Annotated in this window: 24 protein-coding genes; 14 read left to right on the forward strand and 10 right to left on the reverse strand. The window is 70.2% G+C overall.

Going from position 1 to position 24,840, the window contains the following annotated elements:
• Positions 1-454: 454 nt before the first annotated feature.
• On the reverse strand, positions 455-2,878 hold the full coding sequence (locus AB0C62_RS32105; protein ID WP_362979168.1) for an ABC transporter permease: 2,424 nt from the start codon (positions 2,876-2,878) through the stop codon (positions 455-457).
• A complete protein-coding gene (locus tag AB0C62_RS32110) occupies positions 2,875-3,567 on the reverse strand; it encodes an ABC transporter ATP-binding protein (protein ID WP_362979170.1) in 693 nt (230 codons plus the stop codon). Before AB0C62_RS32110 ends, AB0C62_RS32105 begins: the two co-directional genes overlap by 4 nt.
• A gap of 359 nt (positions 3,568-3,926) precedes the next feature.
• Here AB0C62_RS32110 and AB0C62_RS32115 point away from each other — a divergent pair, with 359 nt between their 5' ends.
• Together AB0C62_RS32115 and AB0C62_RS32120 are read left to right on the forward strand one after the other, a co-directional pair.
• The gene (locus tag AB0C62_RS32115; RefSeq protein WP_362979172.1) at positions 3,927-5,165 is read left to right on the forward strand and encodes a histidine kinase; all 1,239 of its coding nucleotides are present in this window, start codon (positions 3,927-3,929) and stop codon (positions 5,163-5,165) included.
• The gene (locus AB0C62_RS32120; RefSeq protein ID WP_362979174.1) at positions 5,162-5,848 is read left to right on the forward strand and encodes a response regulator transcription factor; all 687 of its coding nucleotides are present in this window, start codon (positions 5,162-5,164) and stop codon (positions 5,846-5,848) included. The genes AB0C62_RS32115 and AB0C62_RS32120 overlap by 4 nt, the downstream gene beginning before the upstream one ends.
• A gap of 98 nt (positions 5,849-5,946) precedes the next feature.
• Here the strand turns inward: AB0C62_RS32120 and AB0C62_RS32125 are convergent, their stop codons facing one another.
• A complete protein-coding gene (locus AB0C62_RS32125; protein WP_362979176.1) occupies positions 5,947-7,065 on the reverse strand; it encodes an FAD-dependent oxidoreductase in 1,119 nt (372 codons plus the stop codon).
• A 269-nt stretch (positions 7,066-7,334) separates the two neighbouring features.
• Between AB0C62_RS32125 and AB0C62_RS32130 the strand changes: the two genes are divergently transcribed.
• A complete protein-coding gene (locus AB0C62_RS32130) occupies positions 7,335-7,841 on the forward strand; it encodes a cupin domain-containing protein (protein WP_362979178.1) in 507 nt (168 codons plus the stop codon).
• 94 nt (positions 7,842-7,935) lie between these two features.
• Positions 7,936-9,024, forward strand: a complete 1,089-nt coding sequence (locus AB0C62_RS32135; RefSeq protein WP_362979180.1) for an AI-2E family transporter — start codon at positions 7,936-7,938, stop codon at positions 9,022-9,024.
• A 53-nt stretch (positions 9,025-9,077) separates the two neighbouring features.
• On the opposite strand, the gene AB0C62_RS32140 is transcribed toward AB0C62_RS32135, so the two are convergent.
• Positions 9,078-10,148: a biotin/lipoate A/B protein ligase family protein gene (locus AB0C62_RS32140; protein ID WP_362979182.1), complete on the reverse strand. Its 1,071-nt coding sequence runs from the start codon at positions 10,146-10,148 to the stop codon at positions 9,078-9,080.
• 172 nt (positions 10,149-10,320) lie between these two features.
• A complete protein-coding gene (locus tag AB0C62_RS32145) occupies positions 10,321-10,983 on the reverse strand; it encodes a lysophospholipid acyltransferase family protein (RefSeq protein WP_362979296.1) in 663 nt (220 codons plus the stop codon).
• Between the two features lie 371 nt (positions 10,984-11,354).
• On the opposite strand from AB0C62_RS32145, the gene AB0C62_RS32150 reads away from it, so the two are divergent.
• Positions 11,355-11,573: a hypothetical protein gene (locus AB0C62_RS32150; RefSeq protein WP_362979184.1), complete on the forward strand. Its 219-nt coding sequence runs from the start codon at positions 11,355-11,357 to the stop codon at positions 11,571-11,573.
• Between the two features lie 58 nt (positions 11,574-11,631).
• Here AB0C62_RS32150 and AB0C62_RS32155 read toward each other — a convergent pair whose 3' ends face one another.
• Positions 11,632-12,645: a pyridoxamine 5'-phosphate oxidase family protein gene (locus AB0C62_RS32155; protein ID WP_362979186.1), complete on the reverse strand. Its 1,014-nt coding sequence runs from the start codon at positions 12,643-12,645 to the stop codon at positions 11,632-11,634.
• A 223-nt stretch (positions 12,646-12,868) separates the two neighbouring features.
• Between AB0C62_RS32155 and AB0C62_RS32160 the strand changes: the two genes are divergently transcribed.
• The 3 genes from AB0C62_RS32160 to AB0C62_RS32170 all read left to right on the forward strand — a co-directional run bounded on the left by AB0C62_RS32160 (position 12,869) and on the right by AB0C62_RS32170 (position 14,891).
• The gene (locus AB0C62_RS32160) at positions 12,869-13,489 is read left to right on the forward strand and encodes a CGNR zinc finger domain-containing protein (RefSeq protein ID WP_362979188.1); all 621 of its coding nucleotides are present in this window, start codon (positions 12,869-12,871) and stop codon (positions 13,487-13,489) included.
• A 78-nt stretch (positions 13,490-13,567) separates the two neighbouring features.
• The gene (locus AB0C62_RS32165; RefSeq protein ID WP_362979190.1) at positions 13,568-14,209 is read left to right on the forward strand and encodes a hypothetical protein; all 642 of its coding nucleotides are present in this window, start codon (positions 13,568-13,570) and stop codon (positions 14,207-14,209) included.
• Positions 14,210-14,264: 55 nt separating this feature from the next.
• The gene (locus tag AB0C62_RS32170; RefSeq protein ID WP_362979192.1) at positions 14,265-14,891 is read left to right on the forward strand and encodes a TMEM175 family protein; all 627 of its coding nucleotides are present in this window, start codon (positions 14,265-14,267) and stop codon (positions 14,889-14,891) included.
• Positions 14,892-14,971: 80 nt separating this feature from the next.
• On the opposite strand, the gene AB0C62_RS32175 is transcribed toward AB0C62_RS32170, so the two are convergent.
• Complete coding sequence (locus AB0C62_RS32175) at positions 14,972-15,463, reverse strand: hemerythrin domain-containing protein (RefSeq protein WP_362979194.1); 492 nt, start codon at positions 15,461-15,463, stop codon at positions 14,972-14,974.
• A 357-nt stretch (positions 15,464-15,820) separates the two neighbouring features.
• Entirely contained in the window at positions 15,821-16,642 is an 822-nt protein-coding gene (locus tag AB0C62_RS32180; RefSeq protein ID WP_362979196.1) for an AraC family transcriptional regulator, read from the reverse strand.
• 80 nt (positions 16,643-16,722) lie between these two features.
• On the opposite strand from AB0C62_RS32180, the gene AB0C62_RS32185 reads away from it, so the two are divergent.
• From AB0C62_RS32185 to AB0C62_RS32195, 3 genes are all read left to right on the forward strand, one after another.
• A complete protein-coding gene (locus AB0C62_RS32185; protein WP_362979198.1) occupies positions 16,723-17,331 on the forward strand; it encodes a TIGR03086 family metal-binding protein in 609 nt (202 codons plus the stop codon).
• A gap of 95 nt (positions 17,332-17,426) precedes the next feature.
• A complete protein-coding gene (locus AB0C62_RS32190) occupies positions 17,427-17,909 on the forward strand; it encodes a DUF2809 domain-containing protein (RefSeq protein ID WP_362979200.1) in 483 nt (160 codons plus the stop codon).
• Between the two features lie 357 nt (positions 17,910-18,266).
• Positions 18,267-19,388, forward strand: coding sequence for a PP2C family protein-serine/threonine phosphatase (locus AB0C62_RS32195; RefSeq protein WP_362979202.1), 1,122 nt, complete (start codon positions 18,267-18,269; stop codon positions 19,386-19,388).
• 75 nt (positions 19,389-19,463) lie between these two features.
• Here AB0C62_RS32195 and AB0C62_RS32200 read toward each other — a convergent pair whose 3' ends face one another.
• Positions 19,464-20,024 (reverse strand): helix-turn-helix domain-containing protein, encoded by a 561-nt coding sequence (locus tag AB0C62_RS32200; RefSeq protein ID WP_362979204.1) that lies wholly within the window; start codon positions 20,022-20,024, stop codon positions 19,464-19,466.
• A 148-nt stretch (positions 20,025-20,172) separates the two neighbouring features.
• Between AB0C62_RS32200 and AB0C62_RS32205 the strand changes: the two genes are divergently transcribed.
• Positions 20,173-21,081: an NmrA/HSCARG family protein gene (locus tag AB0C62_RS32205; RefSeq protein WP_362979206.1), complete on the forward strand. Its 909-nt coding sequence runs from the start codon at positions 20,173-20,175 to the stop codon at positions 21,079-21,081.
• Between the two features lie 72 nt (positions 21,082-21,153).
• Here AB0C62_RS32205 and AB0C62_RS32210 read toward each other — a convergent pair whose 3' ends face one another.
• A complete protein-coding gene (locus AB0C62_RS32210; protein ID WP_362979209.1) occupies positions 21,154-21,732 on the reverse strand; it encodes an ATP-binding protein in 579 nt (192 codons plus the stop codon).
• A gap of 311 nt (positions 21,733-22,043) precedes the next feature.
• Between AB0C62_RS32210 and AB0C62_RS32215 the strand changes: the two genes are divergently transcribed.
• Positions 22,044-23,144: an LLM class flavin-dependent oxidoreductase gene (locus tag AB0C62_RS32215; protein ID WP_362979211.1), complete on the forward strand. Its 1,101-nt coding sequence runs from the start codon at positions 22,044-22,046 to the stop codon at positions 23,142-23,144.
• Positions 23,141-24,541: an NtaA/DmoA family FMN-dependent monooxygenase gene (locus tag AB0C62_RS32220; RefSeq protein WP_362979213.1), complete on the forward strand. Its 1,401-nt coding sequence runs from the start codon at positions 23,141-23,143 to the stop codon at positions 24,539-24,541. The genes AB0C62_RS32215 and AB0C62_RS32220 overlap by 4 nt, the downstream gene beginning before the upstream one ends.
• The last annotated feature ends 299 nt before the right edge of the window (positions 24,542-24,840 follow it).

Raw genomic sequence — 24,840 nt, forward strand, 5'->3', positions numbered from 1 at the left:
TCCCCAACATCATCCACCCACCCATCCTCACCACCCTCAACCTCACCCCCCAACGCGGAGCCACCACCTACCACGAAATCCAAAACAACCAAACCAACGACAGCAGCAGCACCGACACCACTGCCACTGCCTAAACCAGCACCAACTGACATCCCCGGCACCGGTTCACCGGTGCTGACCACGGCAACAAGTCGATGAGAGTGAGCTGTTCCGCGTCCGGCGCTCCCTCGTGTGACGGCGGAGACGCACGACGACATACGTCGCTGCCGAAGCCGGCACGAACCGGCGGACCCGACAGAAGAAGCGGTGTTCGCTGTCCACCCAGGTTGTCGCCGCCTGCCACCCGTACGGGAGAACCGAAGCGGCCAGGCTCCTTGCCGCCGTCGCGTGACCATCCCGTCCGCTGTCTCAAGACCCTTACCCTTCGTGCGAGTACCGCACAGCATCAGTGCCCTCACTCGGTCCGCAGCGCCGTAGCCGTACGGACCCTCGCCGCCCAACCCGCCGGAACCAACGCCCCCACAAGAGCGACGAGCACCCCGGCCAGACCCAGCAGCAGTAGTTGCCCGGTGCCGTACACATCGAGGACGGACGGCGGCAAACCAGTGCCCGCGGCCTCACCCATGACCGGCAACACGTAACCGTGCAGGGCAAACCCGGCCGGCACCCCCATCAGCCCACCGAACACACCGACCACGACCACCGAAGCCAGAACAAGACTCACCGTCTGGCGCGGAGACATGCCCAGCGCCTTGCACACTCCGAGATCGTGGGCGCGTTCCCTGGTGTCCAGGACAACGGAGTTGAGCACTCCAAGGCCCGCCACGGAGACCAGCATCAGGGTCAGCAACGCGGCCATCGCCTCCAGCACGAGGATCATGTTCTCCCCTTGCGAGGCCGATTCGGCGAGGACGTGGTCGCCGAACGGCTCGACCACGTCGTTGAGTTCGCGGGCATAGGTGGCCGGGGAGACACCCGGCTCGACCTCGATGTGGAAGACCTCGGGTTGCGCCGTGGTGAAGCTGGCCAGGTCGGCGTGGATCCGCATGCCGTCGTCGGAGGTGTCGAACGCCTCGCCGACGATCCGCAGGCGCTCCGTCTCCTTCTCCATGGTCACGCTCACGCTGTCGCCGATCTTGGTGTCGGTCGCCTCCAGGAAGTGCGTGGGAACCACGACCTGACCGCGGCCGGTGATCCAGTGGCCGGCGATCATCTCGTAGCTGCCGGCGCGTGAATCGCCCTGGTAGAGGCTGGCCCGTACCGTGCCGGAGACTCCGGACACCGTGGCGTCCCCCTGTGCCATGCCGTAGTAGAAGGCGGTGCCCGGCTGTGCCGCGATGGCGGTACGCAGCCGCTTCGCGTCGGCCGACGCGTCCTTATGAGCCGCCCCCGCCGCGGCGGGCTCTCGTTCCGGGCCGGCCGAGGACTGCTCCTGGTTCGGCCCTGCCCGGCGCGGTCCGTTGCCCGATGACGACATGCCGGTGATGGCGGTGACGTCGGCGCGTTCCTCGGGATCCTGCGCGCCGGCCACCGCGTTGAGGGACTGCGTCAGACCCACCGCGAACGTCGCGGCTGCCGTTCCGAAGGCCACCGCGAGGACCATCGCGATCGCCCGCACGGGGTGGGCGAAGGGGCTGGCAAGGCCGTACGTCAAAGGTCGTGGCAGCGGCAGCCGCCCCGCGACCCGGTGCGCCCACTGACCGCGTGCGGTGCGGGGCGCCCTGCCGACGGCGATGGCTTCGACGGTGTGCAGCCGGCCCGCCCGCAACGCGGGCACCAGCGCCGCGACGGCGACCACGAGCAGCGCGGCGGCGGGCACCAACACATCCACCCACCAGGCCACCGAGAGGGACACGGTGCCGTACACCGATTCGGTGTCCTCCAGCAGTGGCACGGCCAGCAGGTTGCCCAGGACGACTCCCAGCGCGATACCGGCGCCGGCCGGGATCAACGCCTGGGCCACATAAGCCCGTACGACCTCGCTCGGAGTGAAGCCGATGGCCTTCAGGATGCCGATGCGGCGCAGGCCGGTGCCGACGGCGCCGCTGATCACACTGCCGACGATGATCACCGACATCACGATGCCGAGGACGCCGAACGCGATCAGGAACGGAATCGTGGCCGCCGCTCCCTGATCGGCAGCACGTTTGGTGTCCAGCCAGGACTGGGTACCCACCAGCGCGCCGGAGGGCAGGGCGGCTGCAAGACTCTTGCGGTCACCGGCGATCTGCGACTTCGTGGCCGCGGAGTCGAAGCGGTAGAGCATCTGGGTCGTGAGGCGGCTGTCTCCGGTCGCCAGTGACCTGACCTGGGACGGCATCGCCCAGAGGTCGGCGCTCTCACTGGCCGACAGGGCGAAGCCGACGACGGTCAGGGTCTGGCCCTTGGCGGTGTCGGAACTGGTCAGCGTGGAGCCGAGTTTGAGGAACTCGCCGGCGAACGACGCGGACAGCACGATCTCTCCGGGCTTTCGCGCCCAGCGGCCCGACTTGAGCTCCAGTGCGTCGACGTCGCTCGACGGGCCGGACCGTCCGACCAGGGTCAGCGCGGGCAGGTGCCCGCCATGACCGTCAACCGGGCTGATCGAGGTGGCGGGGAAGGGGCCCGCGCTCGCCGTGACCCCGTCGACCCGGCCGGTGGCCCTCAGGTGGGCGGCGTTCGCCCGGGCGGGGTCGACGTCCGCGGTGAGGTGTGCGCCGCGCTGCTGGGCGAAGGCACGGTCGAAGGGGGCGTTCGTGGCGATGAGGAGGGAACCGGCGACCACCGCCGAGGCCACCGCCATCATCGTGGCCACGGCGATCACCAGGGTCTGGACGCGTCGTCTGCCGACCCCTGAGCGCACAACCCGCCCCAGCGGACCGCTGCCGAGCCGGATCATCGGACGGCCTGCGCACGCGTGTCGGCGGCGATGAGGCCGTCCACGAGATGGATGGTGCGCTGCGCGCAGGCCCGTGCCAGTTCCAGGTCGTGCGTGACCAGGACGACGGTCTGCCCGCCGCGGTGCAGATCCACGAGCAGTTCCCGCACCTCCTGTCCCGATGCGGTGTCCAGTGCGCCGGTCGGCTCGTCGGCGAGCAGCAGGGCGGGCTTGTTGACCAAGGCCCGCGCCACCGCGACGCGTTGGCGTTCGCCGCCGGACAGCCGGCCCGGGTAGGCGCGGGCATGCTTGTGGATGCCCAGCACCTCCATCAGTTCTCCGGCGCGGGATGCCGCGGTTCGGCGGGCGGCGCCGGTCAGTTGGGCAGGAAGCTGGATGTTGTCGGCGACGGTGAGGTCGTCGAGGAGGTTGAAGAACTGGAAGACCATGCCGATCCGTTCGCGGCGGAACCGGGCCAGTGCGTGCTCGCCGAGTCGGTCGACGCGCTGCCCGGCGACGGTCACGGTGCCTTCGCTCGGCCGGTCGAGTCCGGCGACGAGGTTGAGCAGGGTGGACTTGCCGCTGCCGGAGGGGCCCGTCACTGCCAGGGCCTCGCCCTCGGCCACTGCGAGGTCGAGCGGTCCGAGCGCCGCGGTGTCGGTGCCGCCGTACCGCTTGGCCACGCCCTGCAGTTCGATCACCTGAGTCATGGGGGTGTCCGTCCTTCGTGGTGGGAAAGCCGCTGTGCTGTGCGCGCCCGGCGAACGTACGGGCCGGCGTCGGCACGGCGCGTCGACCGCGGCACCGACATCGGGCCCTCCCCGCGGATGACCCGGCCGAGGGGTCATCCCCGAGGAGTACTCCTGGCGGACCGGAACCATGGCCGTGCAGGTGGAGGCGGACGCGTGTCGCGGGGCCGCACAATGTGCGGATGAAGACGGAGGACCCCGGCGGGCGGCCGTGTGAGGCGCGGTCGGCGAACATATGGCGGGAGCGGGTCAGGGACGTACTGCGACCGTGGACGTGGTGGGCGTATGTTCGCGACGCGTTGCGACCGGAGGGTGAGCCGGTGCCGCTGTCGCGGCGTGCGATCTGGGTGGACGCGACGCTGGCGGTCGTGCTGACCGTCGTCGCGCTGGTCGTGGCAGCGCGCTATCCCGGCGACGGACCGGTCCGGATCAGTTCCAAGGTCGTGTCGCAGAGCCCGGGCGCGCTGCCGTACCCGCCCACCGTTCCCGGTCCGGAGGTCGTGTACGAACCGGAACCGTCCGTGCCCTGGGTGCTGGTCGTGCTGTCGGCGCTGCCTCTCGTGGCCCGGCGCAGGTATCCGCTGCTCGCGTTCACGGTGGTGGCCTTCGCCGCCCTGGCGATAGGTGACGGCGTCTCCTGGATCAACGTACTGACCTGCAGTATCGGCGTGTACGGGGCCGTTGCGTTCAGCCGGTACCGGATGCGGGCGATGGTCGTGCTGGTCGTCACCGCGGTACTGGCGGGTGTCGCATTCAGGGAGTCGGACCCCGTGCTCCCCGGCTGGTCGAGTCCCGCTGTCGTGCTCCTGGTCGTCGGGGTGCTGGCCACCTTCGTCCGTCTTGGACGTCTGCGGCTGGAGGCCAGCCGGAAGCGCTTCACGGACCTGGAGCAGGCCCAGGAGACGGCGATGCGCCGGGCCGTCGAGGAGGAGCGCGCCCGTATAGCCGCCGAACTGCACGACGTCGTCACCCACAATGTGAGCGTGATGGTCATTCAGGCGGGCGCGGCGCGCAAGGTGATGGACGCGGCCCCGGAGCGGTCGAAGGCGGCGCTGCTGGCGGTGGAGGCCGGTGGCCGCGCCGCCATGTCCGAACTCCGCCATGTGATGGGCCTGCTCGCGGGCCCGGACACCGGCACGGCCGACAACGCGGCCGACGGCCTGGAACCGCAGCCCGGTCTCGAACAGCTCGACGCCCTGGCCGAGCGCGTGCGGGCCGCCGGGACACCGGTGGCCCTGACGGTGTCACTGCCCGCCGTTCCGCTGCCGCCCGGGGTGGAACTGACGGCGTACCGCGTCGTCCAGGAGGCGCTCACCAACACGATCAAGCACGCGGCGGGCGCCGACGCGACGGTGGCGATCGGCTGCACCGGCTCATGGCTGGAGATCGAGGTGCGCGACACCGGAGCCGTCCGGGACTCGCACACGGTGGACGGCAACGGCCGCGGCCTGATCGGGCTGCGCGAGCGGCTCGCTCTCTACGGCGGCGAGCTCACCGCCGGGCCCACACTCGCCGGCGGATACCGGGTTACGGCCCGGATGCCGTGGGAGGCGGTGTGAGCGGGCCCGCGCTGCGTGCCGTCATCGCGGACGACCAGGCCCTGGTGCGTACGGGGTTCGGGATGATCCTCGCCGCCGACGGCATCGAGGTGACGGCCGAGGCGGCGGACGGGGCCGAGGCGGTCGACGCCGTCAGGCGCACCCGGCCCGACGTCGTCCTCATGGACATCCGGATGCCGAGGATGGACGGCATCGAGGCCACTCGGCGCATCCTCGCCGGCGCACCTGACGGCACGGACGGAACCCGGGTCATCATCCTCACCACGTACGACCTCGACCACTACGTGTACGCGGCGCTCACCGCCGGAGCGAGCGGCTTCCTGCTCAAGGACGTCACCCCCGAGCACCTCGTGGCCGCCGTGCGCCTGGTGCGCTCCGGCGACGCGCTGCTCGCACCCGCCATCACCCGCAGGCTGATCGAACGGTTCGCGCACCGCCAGGAGTCCCCGCGGAACGGGCTCCGCCGCGACCTGTCCGGGCTGACCCCACGCGAGCTGGAGGTGCTGCGTCTGCTGGCGACCGGCCTCAGCAACGCCGAACTCGCGGACCGCCTGTTCCTCAGCCCGACCACGGTCAAGACCCACGTCGGCCGCATCCTGTCCAAGCTTGATCTGAGAGACCGCGTGCAGGCCGTCGTGCTCGCTTACGAGAGCGGTCTGATCTCCCCGCAGGACCCGCGCTGACAGGATTCACCGCACTGCCTCACCTCGGGTGAAGGGAAGTCCGAGCCGGCTTCGCCAACTCGGCGTCAAGCTCGCCTCGTTGTCGGAAGGCATCCGGTTCAGGGACGTCCGAGCCCGAAGCGGTCCGGACCAGGCTGCCCGTGGGTGAGAGAGGCTGCCAGCTCGCCGAGGACCGGGGCGAATTTGAAGGCGTGTCCGGAGCAGCCGCCCAAGACGGTGACGGGGCCCTGCCGGTCGGCGATGAAGTCGTGTTGCGTGGTGGTGGTGTAGAGGCAGGTGAGGGGTTCGGGCGCGGTGTGCTGCACGCCGGGCAACCAGCGTTCCGCGTACGCGGCGAGTGCCCGGACCGTCTCGAGGTCGGGCGTACGGTCGCGGTGCTCGGGGTCGACGACCGGGCCGATCCCGTGGAATCCGGCCTTCACGCCGTCGACGCTGCCGAGCCCGTAGACACCGTCCACGGTCGGGCCGACGGCCGGCAGGGCGGCGCCGGGATGGTGGATGAAACTGGGCCAGGACAGTGGGTCGGCGGCGGGGAAGTGCGCGGGCTGCTCCTGGGTGACGCGCAGCGCCGGAAGGCTGCGAAGGGGGCTGTCGGACCCGTTCGCGAGCAGACTGGCCGTCCAGCTCCCGACGGCCACGACCGCTGCGTCGGCCCGTATGTCGTCCTGGCCTTCGACGCGCACACGAACGCCGTCGCCCTGGACGGACACCCCGCTGACGCGCACTCCGTGCCGGACGTCGGCTCCGAGATCTCGCGCCGCCTGCTGGAATGCGGCGACCGATTCGTCGGCGTGCAGCCGTCCTGCCTCGGGGTGGTACAGGGCGCTGGTGTCGGCGCGCAGTCCGGGCCAGCGCTCGGCGACCTGTTCGGGAACGAGGCGTTCGGCCGGGCGTCCCAGACGGGTCAAGCCGTCGTGCAGCGCGTCGATGACGGCGGCCGGGCCGTGGTCGACGGCGCCGGTGAGCGTGAGGACCTGCCGGCCGGTGGCCGCCTCGAGCTGCTGCCACAGGGGCAGCGCCCGCACCGTGAGGTCGACATAGAAGGGATCGGCGTACGCGAGGCGGAAGATGCGCGAGGTGCCGTGGGAGCTGCCGCGGTCGTGGCCGGGCCAGAAGCGCTCCAGCAAGGTGACGTCATCGCCGCGTGCGGCGAGCCGCCACGCCGCCGCGGAGCCCATGGCGCCACCGCCGACTACAACAACTCGACGAACAGACACAGCTGATGGCCTTTCGTAGTGGTTCCGCGATCCATCGGGGCTGCCGGCGTGCCCGGGAGCTGGGTTGCGTGAGCCGATTCTTGCAGGTGGCGTCACCCTTGCTGCTCACCGGCCTGGTGACCCGGCGCGCGACCGACCGCGCACACGCGGGTGCTTACCGTCACGGTGCCCGTCATGCGCGTGATGGAAAGGGGCGGGAGGATGGTGTGATGGGAAGCGCGTGCAGGTGTGGCGAACCACATGCAGGGACGGCGAACATGAGTGATCCGATGGTGATCGCGGCGGGGCAGGGCCGACTGTTCCGTGGACCGACCGGTGCTCCGATGACGGTGAAGATCGACGGTACGGCGACGGGCGGCGCGTATTCCCTGATCGAGTATGCGCATGCGGCGGGAGCGCCCGGGCCGCCGCCGCACGTTCACGAACAGCACGAGGAGGCCTTCCGTGTCCTGCACGGCGAACTGACTCTGGACATCGGCGAACAGACCCTCACGCTGGGGGCTGGGGACTACGCGGTGGTGCCTCGGGGGATGGTGCATCGGCCGTACAACGTCAGTCGCGCCGAGGTCCGGTTCCTGTTCATCACCTCCCCCGCGCTGGACGGCTTCTTCGCCGAGATGGCCGATCTGAACGCGGCGACGGACGGCAATCCGCCGGCCGAGGCGCTGAAGGAACTGGGCGACCGCTGGGACTGTGTGTTCACCGACTTGCAGGCGGGACGCACGACGACGCGGATGGTCAACGAGTCGGCCGAGGCACGGTCCGAGATCGCCTGAAAACGGGCAGGCCGATCCCGGGCAGCCGGCGCGGCCGTTCTCCTCCGGAGGACGGGCTGACGGACCATCCCCGGTGCGCCCATAGGGTGATGGCATGACTGCCCCGTTGAGTTCCACGAGAACCCGTGCCGCCCTGCGGACATCCGCACGTCTTTCGGTCGAACTGCTGCTGATCCTCGTGATGGTTTGGGTGGCTCTGTGGGTCGTGGGGCAAATGTGGTCGGTGGTCTGGCCGTTGGTCGTGGCGTTGTTCCTGACCACGTTGACATGGCCCTTCGCTCGATTCCTGCGTCGGCGCGGCTGGCCGCCCGCGCTCGCCGCCTCCGCCGTGACCGTGCTGTTCCTCGTCGTCGCTCTGGGGGTCGTCGCTCTGATCGCGGTGCCGGTGGCGTCACAGACCGGAGAGCTGACCGACGGGGTCGTGCAGGGCATTCACAAGGTGCGGGAATGGGCTTCGGGTCCGCCGTTGAACATCGGTGACGACCAGATCTCCAAGGCCTCGGACGCGACGATCACCCGGATCCAGAACAGTGTCGGCAGCGTCGTCACCGCTCTGGTCACGGGAGTGAGCACGGTTCTGAACGGCCTGGTCACCGCTGTTCTGGCCCTGTTCCTGATGTTCTTCTTCCTCAAGGACGGGCCGCGGTTCCTTCCCTGGCTGACCCGCCAGCTCCCCGGGCGCCTGGCCACCGACGTTCCGACGGTCGCGGAACGGAGCTGGGACACTCTCAGCGCCTTCGTACGTTCCCAGGCGCTCGTCGGTCTGCTGGACGCCGTGCTCATCGGCGCCGGCCTGTGGATCCTCGGCGTTCCGCTGGTGCTTCCGTTGGCCGTGCTGACGTTCGTCACCGCTTTCGTCCCGATCGTGGGCGCGGTCTTCGCCGGATTCGTCGCTGTCCTCATCGCCCTGGTGTCGAACGGTCTGACCGACGCGCTGATCGTGCTGGCCATCATCCTGGTGGTGCAGCAGCTGGAGGGGAACGTCTTCCAGCCCATGATCCAGAGCCGTGGTCTGGGCCTCCACGCCGCGGTGGTGTTGCTGGCGGTGACTCTCGGCGGGTCCCTGGCGGGTGTGGTCGGCAGCCTGCTCGCCGTACCCGCGGCGGCGCTCGTCTCGGTGATCTGGAACTACCTGCGCGAGCAACTCACCGAGGTGACACCCCTTCCGGACCCGGAGGCCTGACCGTCGAGCGGAGCGGCGGTGGAGCCGGGGCAGCGCCTCCACCGCGGCCCTCGTCAGGGGACGCGAGCGGTCCACTCCGGCGAGGTGAACTTCGTACGAGCCAGCTCCTGCGCGCGAGCCAGTTCCGCGTCGGTCACCTTCCCGTCGGCGAGTCCGTACCGGAGGCGGAACGAGTCGATCATCCGCTCGATGACGGCCTCTCGTGAAAGGCCGGTCTGCCGACGCAGAGGATCGACACGCTTCTTCGCGCTCTTGGTGCCCTTGTCGGACAGTTTCTCCCGACCGATCCGCAGCACGTCGAGCATCTTGTCGGCGTCGATGTCGTACGCCATGGTCACGTGGTGCAGTACGGCGCCGGGGCCGCCGTCCGGTCCCACGACCCGCTTCTGAGCTGCCCCCGCGATCTTGCCCTGGTCGGTGGCGATGTCGTTGAGCGGCTGGTACCAGGCGGTGATGCCCATGTCACCGAGGGCACCGAGCACCCAGTCGTCGAGATAGGCGTAGCTGTCCTGGAAGGACAGTCCCTGCACGAGCGCTTCCGGTACCGAGAGCGAGTAGGTGATCGTGTTGCCCGGCTCCACGAACATCGCCCCACCGCCCGAGATGCGGCGCACGACGTCGATGCCGTGTCTCCGCGAGCCCTCGACGTCGACCTCGTTGCGCAGCGACTGGAAACTGCCGATGATCACCGCCGGGTCGGCCCACTCCCACACCCTGAGGGTCGGGGGCCGGCGCCCCGCGGCGACCTCTGCGGTCAGGACCTCGTCCAGGGCCATGTGCAGAGCGGGAGCCTGCGGCCCCTCGTGGATCAGCTGCCACGCGTAGTCGGTCCAGTCGGTGGCGTGCGCCAGCGCTCGTCGCACCGCGATGGCGACGCCCTCCGAAGTGAGCCCGTACATCACGGTGCCCTCGGGAAGGGCCGCCTCGATCCGCGCGGTCAGACCGGCCGCGTCGGTCTCGACGGGCGCGCCGTCCAGGGCGTGGTTCACCGCGTCGAGCGCCTCGTCCGGCTCCAGGAAGAAGTCCCCTGCCACCCGCGTGTTCCGCAGGACGCCGCCTGCTTCGTCTACGTCCACATCCACGACGACCAGCTTGCCGCCGGGAACCTTGTACTCACCGTGCACGATGTCTGCCTTTCTCCGCTGCTGGAGTCAGCATCCTGGGAGGTGTTGATGTTCCCGCCCCCACAGCAGGGACTCCTGGTGATCGGTGCACGACGCCGTGATGCCGGTCCGATGATGACGCGCGGCTGCGGTGTGGCTGGGCGACGAGTGCCGGGGGGAGCCGCCCAGCAGGCTATGCGGCGAGCGCGGCAGGGTCACCGACGTTCGCCGCGGCCGTCCTCCACGCGGCGGTCACCGCGGCGCGGGCCCGAGCCGTACGTACGGTGCTGTCGCCGGCCAGGACGATCGGGGCGCCCACATGGACGTGCAGGTCGGGTCGGCGCAGCGGCGCCGTGACAAGACCCGCGAGCTGCTTGATCATGCTGCCCGAGGTGACCCGGCGGGCACCGGCCTGACCCACGGGCACGACGGGGGCGCCGGTGAGCTCGGCGAGACGTGCCAGGCCGCTACGGAACTCTCCGGGAGCCGCATCCGCGGCGTCCTTACGACGGGGCAGGCCGCCTTCGGCGTAGATGAGCACGAGCCGCCCCTGCCGCAGGGCCTCTGCGGCAAGGTCGAGCGCACCGGCGGCCCGCCGGTCGCGTCGGTACACGGGGATGTGTCCTTCGCGGGTGAGGGCTCGGCCGAGCAGCGGGATGCGCCACATCCCCGCGGTGGCCATGACGACCGGCGAGACTCCGAGACGGTGCAGGGCGGCGATCACGACGGCGGGGTCCGCGAGGGAGCTGTGGTTCGCGGCGATGATGCTGCCCGGCGCGAGCCGCACGCCAGGGGCGCAGGTCACGGACAACCGTCCGACGGCGGGGATCAGGGTACGGGCGGCACGGCTGAGCACGAGCAGGCTCCCGGTCTTGACGATGGAGGACTTCATCGTCGGCGCTCGTCACGGCCGGGGCATGAGCTGCCGTACTCATCTTCCAGGCCGTCGTACCCGAGTCGTTCCCCCTGCCCCCGTGGGCGCGCCGAGGCATGGTCGGCTTGCGACGGGAGCTCGGGGCGGCGCCTTTGCCGTGTCGCCGGGGAGCAACGCCACCGGCATCACCGTTCGCTGCCCCCCCGCGACACAGCACCGGTCTTTTGCACCCGCGTCCTCACGAACCCAGTCGGTTGCGGTCCCCTCCGAAGACTCTGATAGGTACGAGCGGCTGCTGGGAATGAGAACAGCGCGAGGGGGCAAATACCGGAAACAACGGTGGGAGACGACGAGTGAGCGAGCAGCGGGCGCGCGACTGGACGCGCATGACCCCGGACGAGTTCGACCGGGACGCGCCGCTGCGCCAGGACGACGCCGGTCCGGCCGTCGTCCCGGCCGTGCCCGACGAGTGCGGGACGGCACCGCTGTTCGGTGATGAAAGGGCCGCCCGGCACGACCGTGGACCCGAGCGTCGTCGAACCCCGCTCGTCGAGCAGCCAAAGTTGTTCTGACCACCTGGACGCCGAAGACTCCGCGGAGTCTCAACGGGGCCGGCTCTTCGACGCCGGGTCACGACAGGCCGGTACCCACCGGGGCCCCTTTTCCCGCAACCGGCTCAGTCTCCGTCGACGTTCGTCGCAGCGGCGCAGGCCGCCCCGTGAGCGGTGGATTGTCGGGGGCTGCGGCGACGGAGTCGGCCTGCACCGGGAGCAGGCGCCCGGCCACCACGTGCCGCGGGGTGAAACGGACCCGTCGACCGGTGTGGTCATCGTCGCCGGGGGCACCTGGGTCGGTCCATTCGACGACGGCTCGACCGGACAGATGCAGCGTGCGACCGGTGGCGAAGTCACAGAAGAGCAGGGCGGTTTCAGGATCGGCTTCGATGTTGCCGAGGGTGTTGAACATGTTGTTGCCCGAGTAGTCGGGCCACCACAGTTCCCCGTCCTGGACACGGACGAATCCCGGCGATCCTCCGCGGTGCGACGCGTCGTTGCCGCGCGTGGGGTGCGTGGTGCCGACCAGGAGCGTGTCGGACAGGCCGATCAGGTCGACATCCTCCGATGCCAGAGCGCTTGCTCGCCGGACGGGCTCCACGCCGCTGGGTGAGACGTCGACCGTATGGAGGTGCCGCCTGTGGATGTACTGGGGACAGTTGCCGTACGCCTGCTCCACGTCGATGCGCAGTCCGTCGCTGCTCCTGCCTGACAACTCCCCGTTGATGCGCAGACGCCGGCGGACGGCGAACTCGACCACGATCAGTCCGACCGGCTGTCGCGCCGAAAGGTGTCGAAGCGGATCGCCCTCGACGGGCAGGGCGTGCACGTCCAGAGCGGTCGACGACGCGACGTCCAGGAACCCGGCCGAGCCCGTGAGCGGGGAGATCCACAGCGTGCCTCGCTCATCGCGTGCGGTGATCGCCGCGAAGGTCCTGTCCTCCAGGAACCGGGCGATTCCGCCGCCCAGCTGGGCGGGGGCCAGCATGCCAGCGAGTCGGGACGCGTCCCTTGTCACGCCGGCCCGATGCTGCACGGCCAGTTCGCCTTCGTGGAACCCTGCCGCGGGCTTGCGCGCCGGGATGGTCATCTTTCTCCCCTTCCGCATACGGGTGCAGGTGGGCGCCGAAACGACCGCGCCCTCCCGCCCACCAGGCGCTACCAGCCCGACGGGGGCGGCTCGCCCTTGCTCGCCGACCAGCCCTAATGGTTGCAGGCATATCCAACCATTAGAACAATCCTGACACGCGACGTGCGACATGTCAACGGATGACGCCTCCCCCAACCGTTAGAACCGCGATAGTCTCGATGGCATGGACACCAGCGCACCGCTCTTGGGCGAGCCCCTCCCCGTGGAGCTGATGAACACCATCTGGGCCGACCGGGACGGGGTGCACGACGCGCTGATCGACACCGTGGGCACCAAAGCGTGGCTGCGGGCTGTCGCTCCCCGGACGGATCTGATGACGCCGGACGATGTCGCCGCCCTGCCCGCTTCTGCCCTTGAGCAGTTCGGCCGCCGACTGACCGACCTTCGCGACGCTCTGCGTCGACTGGCCGAGGAAGCCACCGAGGACACGCGTTCGGCGGCCACGAGCGGAACCGGCGCGCTGCAGGGGGCGGTCGGCCGGCTCAACCGAGCCGCCGGTGACACACCCCACTGGTCCGCCCTGTCCTGGGCGCCGGGCCAGGAGCCCGCGCGGCACCTGCGGGCCAACGGCGAGGGCGCGGCAGCGGCCATCTCCGCCATCGCCGACGAAGCCGTCACACTCTTCAGCCAGGACACCCGCCACCAACTGCGCGCCTGCCTGGGGCCGGGATGCGTCCTGTACTTCGTCAAGAACCACCCCCGCAGGGAATGGTGCTCAGCCGGCTGCGGCAACCGCGCCCGCTCCGCCCGCCACTACCAGCGCCACCGCCGCACCCCCTCCTGACAGCTACGCGGGCGGCCGCACGCCCTTCCGCCGAGACTGGAATCGACCACCCCTTCCACCCAGGGCACGGGAGTCCGTATGAGGCGTCCGAACACCGTCGCCTACCGTCACCTGGCCACCGATCCCGTCCTCGGTGGTCTGATCGAGACGGTCGGCCGGCCCGACCCGTTCGACTGGGCGGAGCGCGACTTCCCGTCCTCCACCAACTTCGAAGCGATGGCCCTGCACATCGTCGGCCAGCAGATCTCCGTCGCCGCGGCGCTGACCATCTTCGCCCGTGTCACGGCGGCCGCCGGCGGTGCGGTCACCCCGAGCGGCCTCCTTGCCCTCACCGAAGAAGATCTGCGCACCTGTGGCCTCTCCCGCGCCAAGGCCGCCTATCTGCACGACCTGGCCCGACGCCAGGACGACGGAACGATCGACCTCGAGAACATGGACGATGTCGATGACACCACGGCGCTGACGGATCTGACCGCCGTGCACGGCGTGGGGCTGTGGTCCGCCCAGATGTTCCTCATCCATCAGCTCAAGCGCCCGGACATCCTGCCCGCCGGTGACATAGGCATCCGCCGCGCCGTCCAGAAGGCGTGGCAGCTCGGCGCCGACCCGGGCATCGAGGAGACGCGCCGCCGCGCACTGGCGTGGGCGCCCTACCGAACGTATGCCGCGGCCCTGCTGTGGGCTTCACTCCGCATCGACGCACCCGCGTCGGAAGCGTAGGGCGCTCCGGGAGCGGCGCGGCGGTCACGTTCCGTCCTGGTCGTACCGTGAGCCCATGACGGATGCGAGCGCAGAGGCAACGTCCCGGGCCGACACGGAACGGTTGGTGACGCTGTCCGACGGCATCTACGCCATCGCCATGACCCTGCTCGTCCTGGATCTGCACATCCCTCAGCACCTCAAGGGCGAAGCGTTCAAGGAGGCGCTGCGCTCGACGTGGCCCAACCTCGGTGCCGCCGCCCTGAGTTTCGCCGTACTTGCCGGCTTCTGGCGCGACCAGCGACGCATTCTCGCACCGCTGTCCAGCGTCTCCCCTCTGGTCACACGGCTCACCCTCCTCGGGCTCGGCCTGGCCGCCGTGCTGCCCTACCCGACCACACTGCTCGCCCAATACGCGTCACACCCACAGACCATCGCGCTCTACGCCGGCACCGTCGCGGCCGTGGAAACGGTGCACGTCATGGTCCTGCTTCTCACCCGGCATCAGACGCATGCGTCACCCGAGGCTCCCGCGTCCGCGGCGCGTCGCACGTTCACGGCGCAGCTCCTCTCCAGCGCGGTCGTCTTCGCGGTGTCGATCGCGGTCGCCTTCTACGACACCGACGTCGCGATGCTGACATGGCTCGCTGTCGTTCCGGCCCACCACTTCATCGCCTACCGAGGCCGGACCGGAAGGCGCTGAACAGCGGGGATCACCTCTACCGCCTCCACGAGGAGGCCGTCGGCGTTGGCGTGCCGACGGCCCACCGGATGCAGCGTCGATCACCCCTTCACGATGGCTCGCACAGCGTCCACGCTGCCGCAGTCCGCCGCCAGTTGCTTCTCGCGCTCCTGGAGAAAGGCGGCTCCGAGCTCCGAACGACGCTCGTCGGGGACGTTCTCCCGGGCGTCGTTGAGGATGGTGCGTTCCTCCTCGTCGAGGTGGTGCGACACCGCTTTCGCCAAGGCTTCAAGGCGGGTGTCCCAGGTGTCGGACCCGACCTCGGTCACCTCCAGGAGCGCCAGCAGGGCTGCGTTCCCTTCGTGATGTTCCTCGGCGCCGTGCTCCACCTCTTCGTTGTCGACGTCCTTGAACCGCTTCAGTGCGCCGTACACCTGGGACTCTTCGGCCTCCCCATGGGCGATGAGCAGGGCCGAGAACTGTTCCAGCGCCTTGGCGCGGTCCGCTTCCACACTCCGCATCCGGCGGAGGAGGTCTTCCATACGACGGTGGTCCTTGAGGATCACTGCCACGACATCGTGCTCGGCGGTCATGCTGTTCTCCCTGCTTGGTACGGCTGTTGCGGGCGAGTAGCCGGCTGTGGGGGTCTACCTGGCGAGCCTGCACCAAGGGCATCGTGCGTGGGCAGCGGACTCGCCGGGGCCAGGTGGCCTCCGTCCGGCGGAGCGGCGGGCTCCCGACTCCGCCACGAAATCCGCCTGGCAGACCCCGCGTACCCGTTATCAGCCAGAGCAAGGGGAGGAAAGGGTGAGGTGGACCCAGACCAACGGGAGGGAGAGGGCCGCGACGGCGGACCACCAAGCGCCTGGGGCAACGACGTGGCCTGGCCGCGCTCCATGAGGAGACCGCCGCGCACTACGGCGCCGGGCTCCTCGGATCAGGCAGAGCCCCTAGCCGCTCGGGTAAGCCGTCGGGGGGACCCCCACGGTTGCGTGGAAGTCCCGTACGAGGTGGGCCTGGTCGGCGTAGCCCAGGTCGGCGGCGAGGGCGGGCCAGTCGATGTCGTCCTGGCGGCCGGCCGTCTCCATGGCCTCGTGGATGCGGTAGCGCAGCACGCACCACTTGGGGCTGACGCCGACGTAGTCGTTGAACAGGCGTTGCAGCGAGCGCACCGACAGGCCCTCTTCGCGGGCGAGGTCGGCGACCCGGCGGACTCCCTGGCGCGGGTCGCGAATGCGGGCAACGAGCCGGCGGGCCAGTTCGGCCTGCGGGTCGGGGGCGGCGGGGGCGAGGGTGAGCAGGTAGGCGTCCAGCGCGGCGACGCGGTCGGGGTCGTCGGCGGGTTCGAGGATGGCGGCCGGGTCTGCGGCCTGCGGGAACACCTCCTCGTACGCCAACACCTTCCCCGTCCAGTCGGCGACCGGAACATCCGGGGCGAACGGTCGGAAGGCCCCCGGCCAGAACTTCACCCCACAGACCCGGCCGCGCCCGTGCAGCTTGCGGGTGTAGAGGCCGGGGGCGCTGACCCCGGTCAGTTCCCCGTAGGGCGGACCCTCGTCCTCCTCCCACTGGAAGGTGAGGTTCACGGAAGGGTGCGGGAGGACGTGCGAGGCGTAAGGAGCGGGCAGGTCCCAGTCGATCAGCCAGTACGTCTCCACGTACGGGCGCAGGACCGCAGCGGGTTCGTGCCGGCGGAACCGTACGCGGGTGAGCAGCGCGGAGGGATCGACGATTCCCCGGGTGTCCCGAGGCTGCTCGTCATGGGCGGACATGCCGGGATCGTACGGGGGCGAGCCGGCGGCTGGCGCGTTTGTTCAAGACGGCCCTGGCGTGTCGTCCGTACGGTCGAGGCATGGACGTGAACAAGCACAAGGACAGTCTTGGTGAGCTCCTCGACATCTCGGTGGCGCGGGCCGTGCCGGTGGTCGTCGCCCTGTCGGACGCCGATCTCGGCCGTCCCACCCCGTGTCCGGAGTACGACGTGAAGGGACTGCTGAACCATCTGCTCCACGTCGTGGTGGAGTTTCAGAAGTTGGCCGCGAAGGAGGAGTCGGACTTCACGAAGACGCCGGACCGGGTGGGCTCGGGGCCCGACTGGCGTGAGAGTTTCGCGACCGAGGCTCGTGCCCTTGCGGCGGCGTGGTCGCGGCCGGGCGCCGAGGACGGCCTGACCGGCGCAATGAACATGCCGGCCCGGCTCGTCGGCTCGATGGCGCTGCTCGATGTGACGGTGCACGCCTGGGACTTGGCCCGGGCCACCGGGCAGCAGTACGCGGACGACGCGGGTCTCGCGCCGGTCGTGGCTGAATTGGACGCATCGGTGGCCGAGTTGGGGGACACGGCCCGCTCCATGGGGATGTTCGGAACCGCGGTTGACGTTCCTGCGGACGCCCCTCCGCTGGCCCGCCTCGTCGCGGCAACCGGCCGCGACCCGTACGCGGCGGCCCGACACACGACGTGATCGAGGGCGTCCGGTGAGCTCCTCCCTCTCCCTCCCCACAACGTCCGCTCGGACACGCGCACTTGGGTCGGCCGGATCGGTGAGCGAGAGGCTCGATGCTCGGCACTGGATGGCGACCTGGTTCGGCTACCTTGGCGGACCTGGGCCGAATCTTGGAGGCGCTGGTGGCGACCAGGCGATGGTGGGCTTTCGGGGTAGCGGTAGTGACCGTCGTGGCGGGTCTCGGCATCAGGTCGCGGACTGGCGGGGCTTTCGCGAAGTGCGCGGGCGATGCCCTCTATACGGTGCTGGTGTGCGCCCTCGTGGTCTTGGTGGCACCTCGGCTGCAGCCGGTTGTCGCGGCCGGGGCGGCGCTGGGATTCAGCTGGGCCGTGGAGCTGTGGCAGATCGCAGGCGTCCCGACCGTTCTGCACCCGCTCTTCGGGGCGACTTTCAACGCGCCGGATCTGTTCTGGTACGTGGTGGGGGCTGTCCTGGGGTGGTGCCTCACCTTGGGAGGCCGGCGTGACGGACCCGTACGTCCGGCCGATCCCGACGCCCCGGCTGAGGAGGCCGCCTCGGCCCACTCCCGCCCGTGACCGCTGCTCCTGCCCGCGATCAGCGGCTCCGACGTCTCGTCCGTCCTTCGGCGTGAGCCCAGAGGGGCCGTCGGGCACGGATCCGGCGGGTCCGGCCGTCGATCAGGGAGGTATGCGCTCATGACATGCCGCTTGGTGGAGCAATGCCGGGTCCGCCATCACGCGGCAGGCGACGATGGGACTTGTGTCGAATCCGCGCCAGGGGTCCCGCGTCGAGGCTGAGGCCGTATGGCAGGCAGGTGGGTCACCCACCGCTACCTTCCGCTCAGCGAAGGCTGGTTGCGTCGACGGCACCCGACCGCAGGAGGCACTCGGGTGAAGGGGCTCGGCCACTCTCTCCAGGCACGGCAGGAGTCCTTGCCCGGACTGGACGGCGGTCAGGCACTGCCCGCGCTGCCGGCATGGGTGCGCTGGATGCCCTTGGCGTACGTCGCCGTCATCCTGGCGCTGGAACCCATGACTCCCGCGAACTGGCCCGTCAGTTTCGCTCTCATCGCCCTTCCTCTCGTAGCCGCCTTCGGTCACGGGTGCGCCGTCGTCGCCCTCGTCACCGTGTTCGCCATCGCGTTCGAGGGGGTTCTTGCCGGTACCCCGTGCTGCGCGGGCCGCGACGTGGGCTACCTCTGGGATCGCCACTACGTGGCCGCCTACCTCTGTACGGCTCTGGTCGGCGCCCTGGGCACCCTGTTGGCCCTGCACCGCACCCGGCGCGAATCCACCCTCGCCGATGTGCGCTTCGTGGCGGAGATCGCGCAACGCGTCCTGCTGGGACCAGTTCCCCGTCGGATCGGTGACGTCCACGTCGAGAGTTTCTACCTCTCCGCCGCCGCCGAGGCACACATCGGCGGCGACCTCTACGGAGCCGTCCCCACCGACTACGGTGTGCGCCTGGTCATCGGGGATGTGCGCGGCAAGGGCCTGACCGCGGTGGAGACCGCCGCCGCACTGCTCGGGGCGTTCCGCGAAGCCGCCCATGACGAACCAGACCTGGCCGCCCTCTCAGGACGAGTGGAAACGAGCATCGCCCGCAGGGCTTCCCAGCTGGCGGGCAGCGACATGGACGAACGCTTCGTCACCGCGATCTTCGCCGAGATCAACCCGGAGCAGCACACTCTTCGACTCGTCAACTGCGGGCACCCGCCACCCCTGATCATCCGCGACGGCGACGTCAGGGAACTGGAGGCCAGCAGTCCCGCACCACCGCTCAATCTCGGCGTGCTTGTCAGCGAGCCCTACCGCGTCGATCAACACAGCTTCCTCAACGGTGACCAGCTTCTGCTCTACACCGACGGGGTGACCGAAACCCGCAACACGGCCGGTGAGTTCTACCCTCTCGCCCAACGGGTCCGTGCCTGGGGCACCCTCCCACCCCGACAACTTCTGGAACACCTCCACCAGGACCTCATCGCCTACAGCGGCAACCAGTTGCACGATGACACCGCCGCGCTGACAGCCGGCCTCCTCCACGAAGACGGCTAGATCGGCCAGCGGTCAAGGTCGCGGCCGGATACGGGGCGAGGACCGCCTCGGTCACCGGGTTCGCGCACCTCGGCCTCACCCCTGGGGGCTGACCCCTCGCACCGTCAAGGCGAGTAGCCGGTTCGCCTCGGCAGCTGGGTCCGGATGGCGTTCCGTGGCGAGGGCGATGCCTGTGACCAGGGAGATCAGGTCGGCGGTGGTGACGTCAGGTGTCACAGCGCCGGCGCGGGCGGCTCGGTGCAGGAGGGGGTCGACCGCGCCGCCGAGCCGCGCCGAGCAGACGTTCACGTGGTCCGCGTCCGCCGTCCCGTCCTGGAGCAGCGCGTCGGCCATACCGCGCGCGGAGGTGGCGTAGGCGGTGAGCGCGTTCAGCCAGTCGAGCAGTGCCGCGCGCGGATCGTCGGCGTCGCAGAGGTCCTCAGCCCGGGTGCACAGGGCCTGGATCCGCTCGCTGAACACCGCCTCCAGCAGGGCTCGCCGGTTGGGGAAATGGCGGCGCACGGTGGCCGATCCGACTCCGGCGGTGCGGGCGATCTGCTCCAGCGAGGCGTCGGCGCCATGCGCGGCGACCTCTTCCTCGGCCACGGCAAGGATCCGGGCGTAGTTGCGCCGGGCGTCTGCGCGCTGGGCCGTCATGGCGTTGTCTCCGAAGCTTGCTAAGTGGCGGGGCCCTCCGTATCGTACACGGAGCCGGAAACGGCGGACCCCGCCGTTTCTGCTCGACTGCCACCGCCGACCCGTCCGACCCACGCTCAGGCGCACGACAAACACCCCGAGGAGCAGCATGACCACCAAGCCCGCCCCCGTCCTGGTCGTCGGTGCAACAGGTCAGCAGGGCGGCGCCACCGCCCGTGCGCTGCGCTCGGCCGGCGTTCCCGTCCGGGCGTTGGTCCGCGACCCCACGACAGCTCGGGCGAAGGCCGTCGAGGCGCTCGGCGCCGAACTGGTCATCGGCGACCTCGACGATCGCGCATCGGTGCGGCGGGCGGCGGCCGGAGTGCGTTCCGTCTTCTCCGTCCAGATGCCCGACATGGCTGGCCGCGGCTTCGAGGGCGAGGTTGCCCAGGCGGCCAACCTGATCGCGGGTGCGCGGGAGGCGGATGTCCCGCAGTTCGTCCACACCTCCGTGTCCGGCGCGGGGCAGCACGTCAACTGGGTCAAGGGGCCTTGGGCCTGGATGGAGCCGTACTACACGGCCAAGGCCGGGATTCAGGACCGGGTTCGTGCCGCGGGCTTCGCACAGTGGACGCTCATCAAGCCGGGCTTCTTCATGGAGAACTTCCGTCCCTCCGCGCAGATCATGTTCCCCCGCGGGGTCGAGGGCGGCCTGGTGAGTCTGCTGAAACCCGCGACACGCCTGTCGTTGATCGCCGTCGACGACATCGGAACGGCAGCCGCCGCGGCCGTCGCGGCGCCGGAGCAGTTCGCCGGCGTGGAGCTTGAACTGGCGGGCGACTTCCTGACGATGACGGACGTCGCCGCGATCCTCTCCCGCACCCTGGGCATCGAACTGGCCGCGCCCGACATGACCGCGGAGGAGGCCACCGCCGCCGGGATGCCCGACATGGGGTTCGGGCAGGCTCGCATCAACGAGTATCCGCAGCCCGCCCGCCCCGAGTTCGCACGTGACCTAGGTCTGCCCCTGACGAGTTTCGAGGTCTGGGCACGGGACCATCTGCGCGACAGCGTGTGACGCCGACCCGTACGGTCGTCCATTCCCTCCCCGGGGCCGACCGATCACCCGGCCCGACCACAACCGGCGCGCTCAGCGCGTGGACCGGGCCGGGGACTCCTCAGCCAGGTACGCCCGGGCCCTCGTCACGTTGGCGGCCAGGTCCTCGGTCGCGTCAAGCACGAGCCTTGGTTCCCCCCAGGGCTCGTACTCCGCCCGTCGCCGCTGTACCGCTTCCCAAGTCGGCTCCTCGAAGCCCGAAATGCCTCTGGAGCGTCCCTCCAGCCGTCGGCGGTGCACCCGTTCGTCCGAGCACACGACCTCGATGAACGCCGCCTGCACACCGTGCCGTTCGGCCAGCGGCCGCCACTGTCGGCGCGCCGCATCCACCGCGTTGACGGCATCGATGATCGCTGTCTGCCCGAGCGCCAGCACCCCGTCGGCCACAGCCTCGGCGACGAGATAGGCCGCCAGGCCCGTCGGTTGACCGCGGTCCACGCCGGCACGCAGCATCGCCGCCTCGACCGGGTCGACGGAGACCACGGTGGCGGGAAGCGCCCGTCCCAGCCGCTCGGCGACCGCACTCTTTCCCGTACCGGGGAGACCGGCCATGACGATCAGCATGACGGCACTGTCGCACACCCGCAGCCGGTGGCTTGTACGTCCGCGCACCGGTGAACGCTGTCGCCGCGTCCGTTCACGGCGAGGCGGATACTCCCGAGCCCGCACCAATGCTCTTGACACCCGCATCAGCGCACGACGTACGGTGAGCCTGCACGCTCCGAACGGGTGGAGGCCCTCGATGCACGTACCTTGCGCGGCGCCCCACGGTGCCTGCACGGGTACGCGTCTGATCATCCGGCGGCACGTCGACTACTGCCGCACCTCCTCCGCGGTCTGTCCTTCCGTACACGTCTGATTCCCTCCGCCGCCTCGCCGTGCCCTGGCGGCCGCCTGCTCACGTGTACTCGGAAGGATCACCCATGTCCGGCCCCGCCCTGTATCTCGCCGTCGAACTCGACGGCGACGGCGCTCATCCTGCGGCCTGGCGCCGCGCCGCCCACTCCCCCGACCAGCTCCTCTCCCCACGCCGTGTGGCCGGCGTCGCCGCCGTGGCGGAGAATGCCGGCTTCACGCTGATCACCCTGGACGACGGCACGCTGCCGCCCGGTGTCTCACCGAACCCGGTGGGCCGTATCGGCGCGGTGGAACGCGCCGCCTTCGTCGCGGCGTCCACGACCACGATCGGCATCGCACCGGTCGTCGCGGTCACCTACGCCGAACCCTTCCACGTGTCCAGCCAGCTGGCGTCCCTGGACCACATCTCCCAAGGCCGGGCGGGCTGGGTGGTGGCGGAAGAGGACCGCCCCGAGGCGGCCCGGACCTGGGGGCGGCCGGAGGTGTCCGATCCGGCCGCACGCACCCGGGAATCCCGCGACGGAGTGGGGGTCGCGCGCGCTCTGTGGGATTCGTGGGAGGACGACGCGGTCATCCGGTCCGTGGCCACCAGTCGCTACCTCGACCGCGACCGTCTCCACTACATCGACTTCACCGGGGACACGTACGCGGTGAAGGGCCCGGCTATCGTGCCACGCCCGCCCCAGGGGCAACTGGTCGTCATCGGCCGACCGGACTCGGTGCCCGCCGCGCAACTCGACGTCGCGCTCGTGGCCGGGCGCGACCTCACGACGATCACCAGCGCCGCGGCTTCCGCCGGCACTCCCCTGGTCCTCGCCGACGTCGAGGTGGCGCTCGACACACCGGACGCCACCGGTGCCGAGCGTGTCGCCGATCTGGAGCGGTACGCACCGTGGACCGACCACGGGCGGCTGCGACTCACCGGCTCGGCCGAACAACTGGTCGCGCTGTTGGCCAAGTTGAGCGCGGTCGTCGACGGCGTACGCCTGCACCCCCTGGTGATCGACGAGGACCTGTCCGTCCTCTCCCAGCTCGTCCTGCCCGCACTCAGCGACCGGCGCCTCGTCACCCGGCCTCTGCCCGGCACGTCCCTGCGCTCGACCCTGGGGCTGGAACGTCCCGCCAACCGCTTCGCCGCCGCGGCCGTCCAGGAGGAAGCCCGATGACCCGCACCGATCCGCTCGACGTCCCCCGCCCGGACGCCCAACTCCACTTCGGGGTCTTCTTCCAAGGTGTCAACCACTGGACCATCTGGTCCGCGCCCGACAGTGGCTCCCAGATCGACCCCGCCTCCTTCCGACGAGTCGCCCAGACCGCCGAACGGGGCCTCTTCGACGCGTTCTTCCTCGGCGAGGGACTGCGACTGCGTGAGGTCGACGGCCGCATCCACGACCTCGACGTGGCCGGACGGCCCGATGCGATCACCCAACTTGCCGCTCTTGCCGCCGCCACCCGGCGCATCGGCCTGGTGAGCACCTCCAACTCCACCTTCAACGAACCCGCCGATCTCGCCCGGCGCCTGTCCGGCCTCGACCTGCTCTCCGAAGGCCGCGCCGGCTGGAACGTGGTGACCACCGACAACGCATGGACCGGTGCCAACTTCCGGCAGGGCGGCTACCTCGACCACGCCGACCGCTACCGGCGCGCCGAGGAGTTCCTCACCGTGGCCCGCGCGCTCTGGGACAGCTGGGAGGACGACGCCATCGCCGGTTCCACCGGCACGCCCGCCTGGTCGACGCCCTCCGCCGTGCGCCGCGTACGCCACCAGGGAGCGCAGTTCGACGTCGATCTCGCCCCGACCCTGCCGCGCAGCACCCAGGGGCACCCCGTCATCTTCCAGGCCGGCGACTCAGGGGAGGGGCGCGACTTCGCCGCCCGCAACGCCGACGTCATCTTCTCCGCCCACGGCTCCGACTTCGACGACGCACTGGCGTTCGCCGAGGACATCCGCCGCCGGCTGCGCGCCGTGGGGCGACCCGACGACGATGTGCGCATCCTGCCCGGCACCGAGATCATCATCGGCGCCACCGAAGCGGAGGCGCTGGAGAAGAAGCGCTGGATCCGACTGCAACAGGTCACTCCGGCAACGGCGTTGGGCATCGCCGGGGCACTCTGGGGTATCGACCTGTCCGACCGTGACGCCGACGGACCACTGCCCAAGGAGGACCCGGTCGTCAGCGAGAACGACGGGTCCTTCGGCTCCCGACGGATCGCCGATCCACGGTCGGTCGTGGCCGAATGGCGCGCCAAGGCAGAGGCCAACGGGTGGTCGCTGCGCGAGGCCGTCATCCATCTCGGTCCGCAGCGCGGCCACGTCGGCACACCGTCCGGCCTCGCCGACAAGTTCACCCGCTTCGTCCGGCACGGCGCCGTCGACGGCTTCAACGTCACCCCGTACCTGATCCCGGACGGCCTCGACGACATCGTCGACCTGCTCGTCCCGGAACTCCAGGAACGCGGCGTCTATCGCACGGAGTACAGCGGCACGACGCTGCGCGAGCACCTCGGCCTGCGCGAGCCCCTCACCCGTCGCTCCGCAACCGAGCAGCGGCAGGCGGGCTGACCGTTCTGTCAGCGAGCAGGGGGCTCCCGACGTCGAGTGTCGGCGAGCCCCCTGTTCTCTCTGTCCGCTGCCGACGGTCGGGGCGGGCAGGACCATCCCCCGAACCTGGGCCGTCAGAGGTCGGCGGGACCGCCACCGTTGTCCACGGTCACCCCGCCGGGCTGCACACGCGCCGGCGCACCTCTCGGCTGGATGATCAAGGACCGAGTGTTTCCACAACTGGTGTTCTGTGAAGCGGGCATGACGCTCCGTTTCCTGACATGCACGCGCTATGGCAGGGATATGACAAGTGTCGATTT

The organism is Streptomyces sp. NPDC048643, from assembly GCF_040650615.1.
Classification (GTDB): Bacteria; Actinomycetota; Actinomycetes; order Streptomycetales; family Streptomycetaceae; genus Streptomyces.

Bases quoted from the DNA above. Each gene is read 5' to 3' on its own strand.
- AB0C62_RS32105 (WP_362979168.1), bottom strand. From the start codon at position 2,878: ATGATCCGGCTCGGCAGCGGTCCGCTGGGGCGGGTTGTGCGCTCAGGG.
- AB0C62_RS32110 (WP_362979170.1), bottom strand. From the start codon at position 3,567: ATGACTCAGGTGATCGAACTGCAGGGCGTGGCCAAGCGGTACGGCGGC.
- AB0C62_RS32130 (WP_362979178.1), top strand. From the start codon at position 7,335: ATGGTGATCGCGGCGGGGCAGGGCCGACTGTTCCGTGGACCGACCGGT.
- AB0C62_RS32135 (WP_362979180.1), top strand. From the start codon at position 7,936: ATGACTGCCCCGTTGAGTTCCACGAGAACCCGTGCCGCCCTGCGGACA.
- AB0C62_RS32155 (WP_362979186.1), bottom strand. From the start codon at position 12,645: ATGACCATCCCGGCGCGCAAGCCCGCGGCAGGGTTCCACGAAGGCGAA.
- AB0C62_RS32160 (WP_362979188.1), top strand. From the start codon at position 12,869: ATGGACACCAGCGCACCGCTCTTGGGCGAGCCCCTCCCCGTGGAGCTG.
- AB0C62_RS32165 (WP_362979190.1), top strand. From the start codon at position 13,568: ATGAGGCGTCCGAACACCGTCGCCTACCGTCACCTGGCCACCGATCCC.
- AB0C62_RS32170 (WP_362979192.1), top strand. From the start codon at position 14,265: ATGACGGATGCGAGCGCAGAGGCAACGTCCCGGGCCGACACGGAACGG.
- AB0C62_RS32175 (WP_362979194.1), bottom strand. From the start codon at position 15,463: ATGACCGCCGAGCACGATGTCGTGGCAGTGATCCTCAAGGACCACCGT.
- AB0C62_RS32180 (WP_362979196.1), bottom strand. From the start codon at position 16,642: ATGTCCGCCCATGACGAGCAGCCTCGGGACACCCGGGGAATCGTCGAT.
- AB0C62_RS32185 (WP_362979198.1), top strand. From the start codon at position 16,723: ATGGACGTGAACAAGCACAAGGACAGTCTTGGTGAGCTCCTCGACATC.
- AB0C62_RS32190 (WP_362979200.1), top strand. From the start codon at position 17,427: ATGCTCGGCACTGGATGGCGACCTGGTTCGGCTACCTTGGCGGACCTG.
- AB0C62_RS32200 (WP_362979204.1), bottom strand. From the start codon at position 20,024: ATGACGGCCCAGCGCGCAGACGCCCGGCGCAACTACGCCCGGATCCTT.
- AB0C62_RS32205 (WP_362979206.1), top strand. From the start codon at position 20,173: ATGACCACCAAGCCCGCCCCCGTCCTGGTCGTCGGTGCAACAGGTCAG.
- AB0C62_RS32215 (WP_362979211.1), top strand. From the start codon at position 22,044: ATGTCCGGCCCCGCCCTGTATCTCGCCGTCGAACTCGACGGCGACGGC.
- AB0C62_RS32220 (WP_362979213.1), top strand. From the start codon at position 23,141: ATGACCCGCACCGATCCGCTCGACGTCCCCCGCCCGGACGCCCAACTC.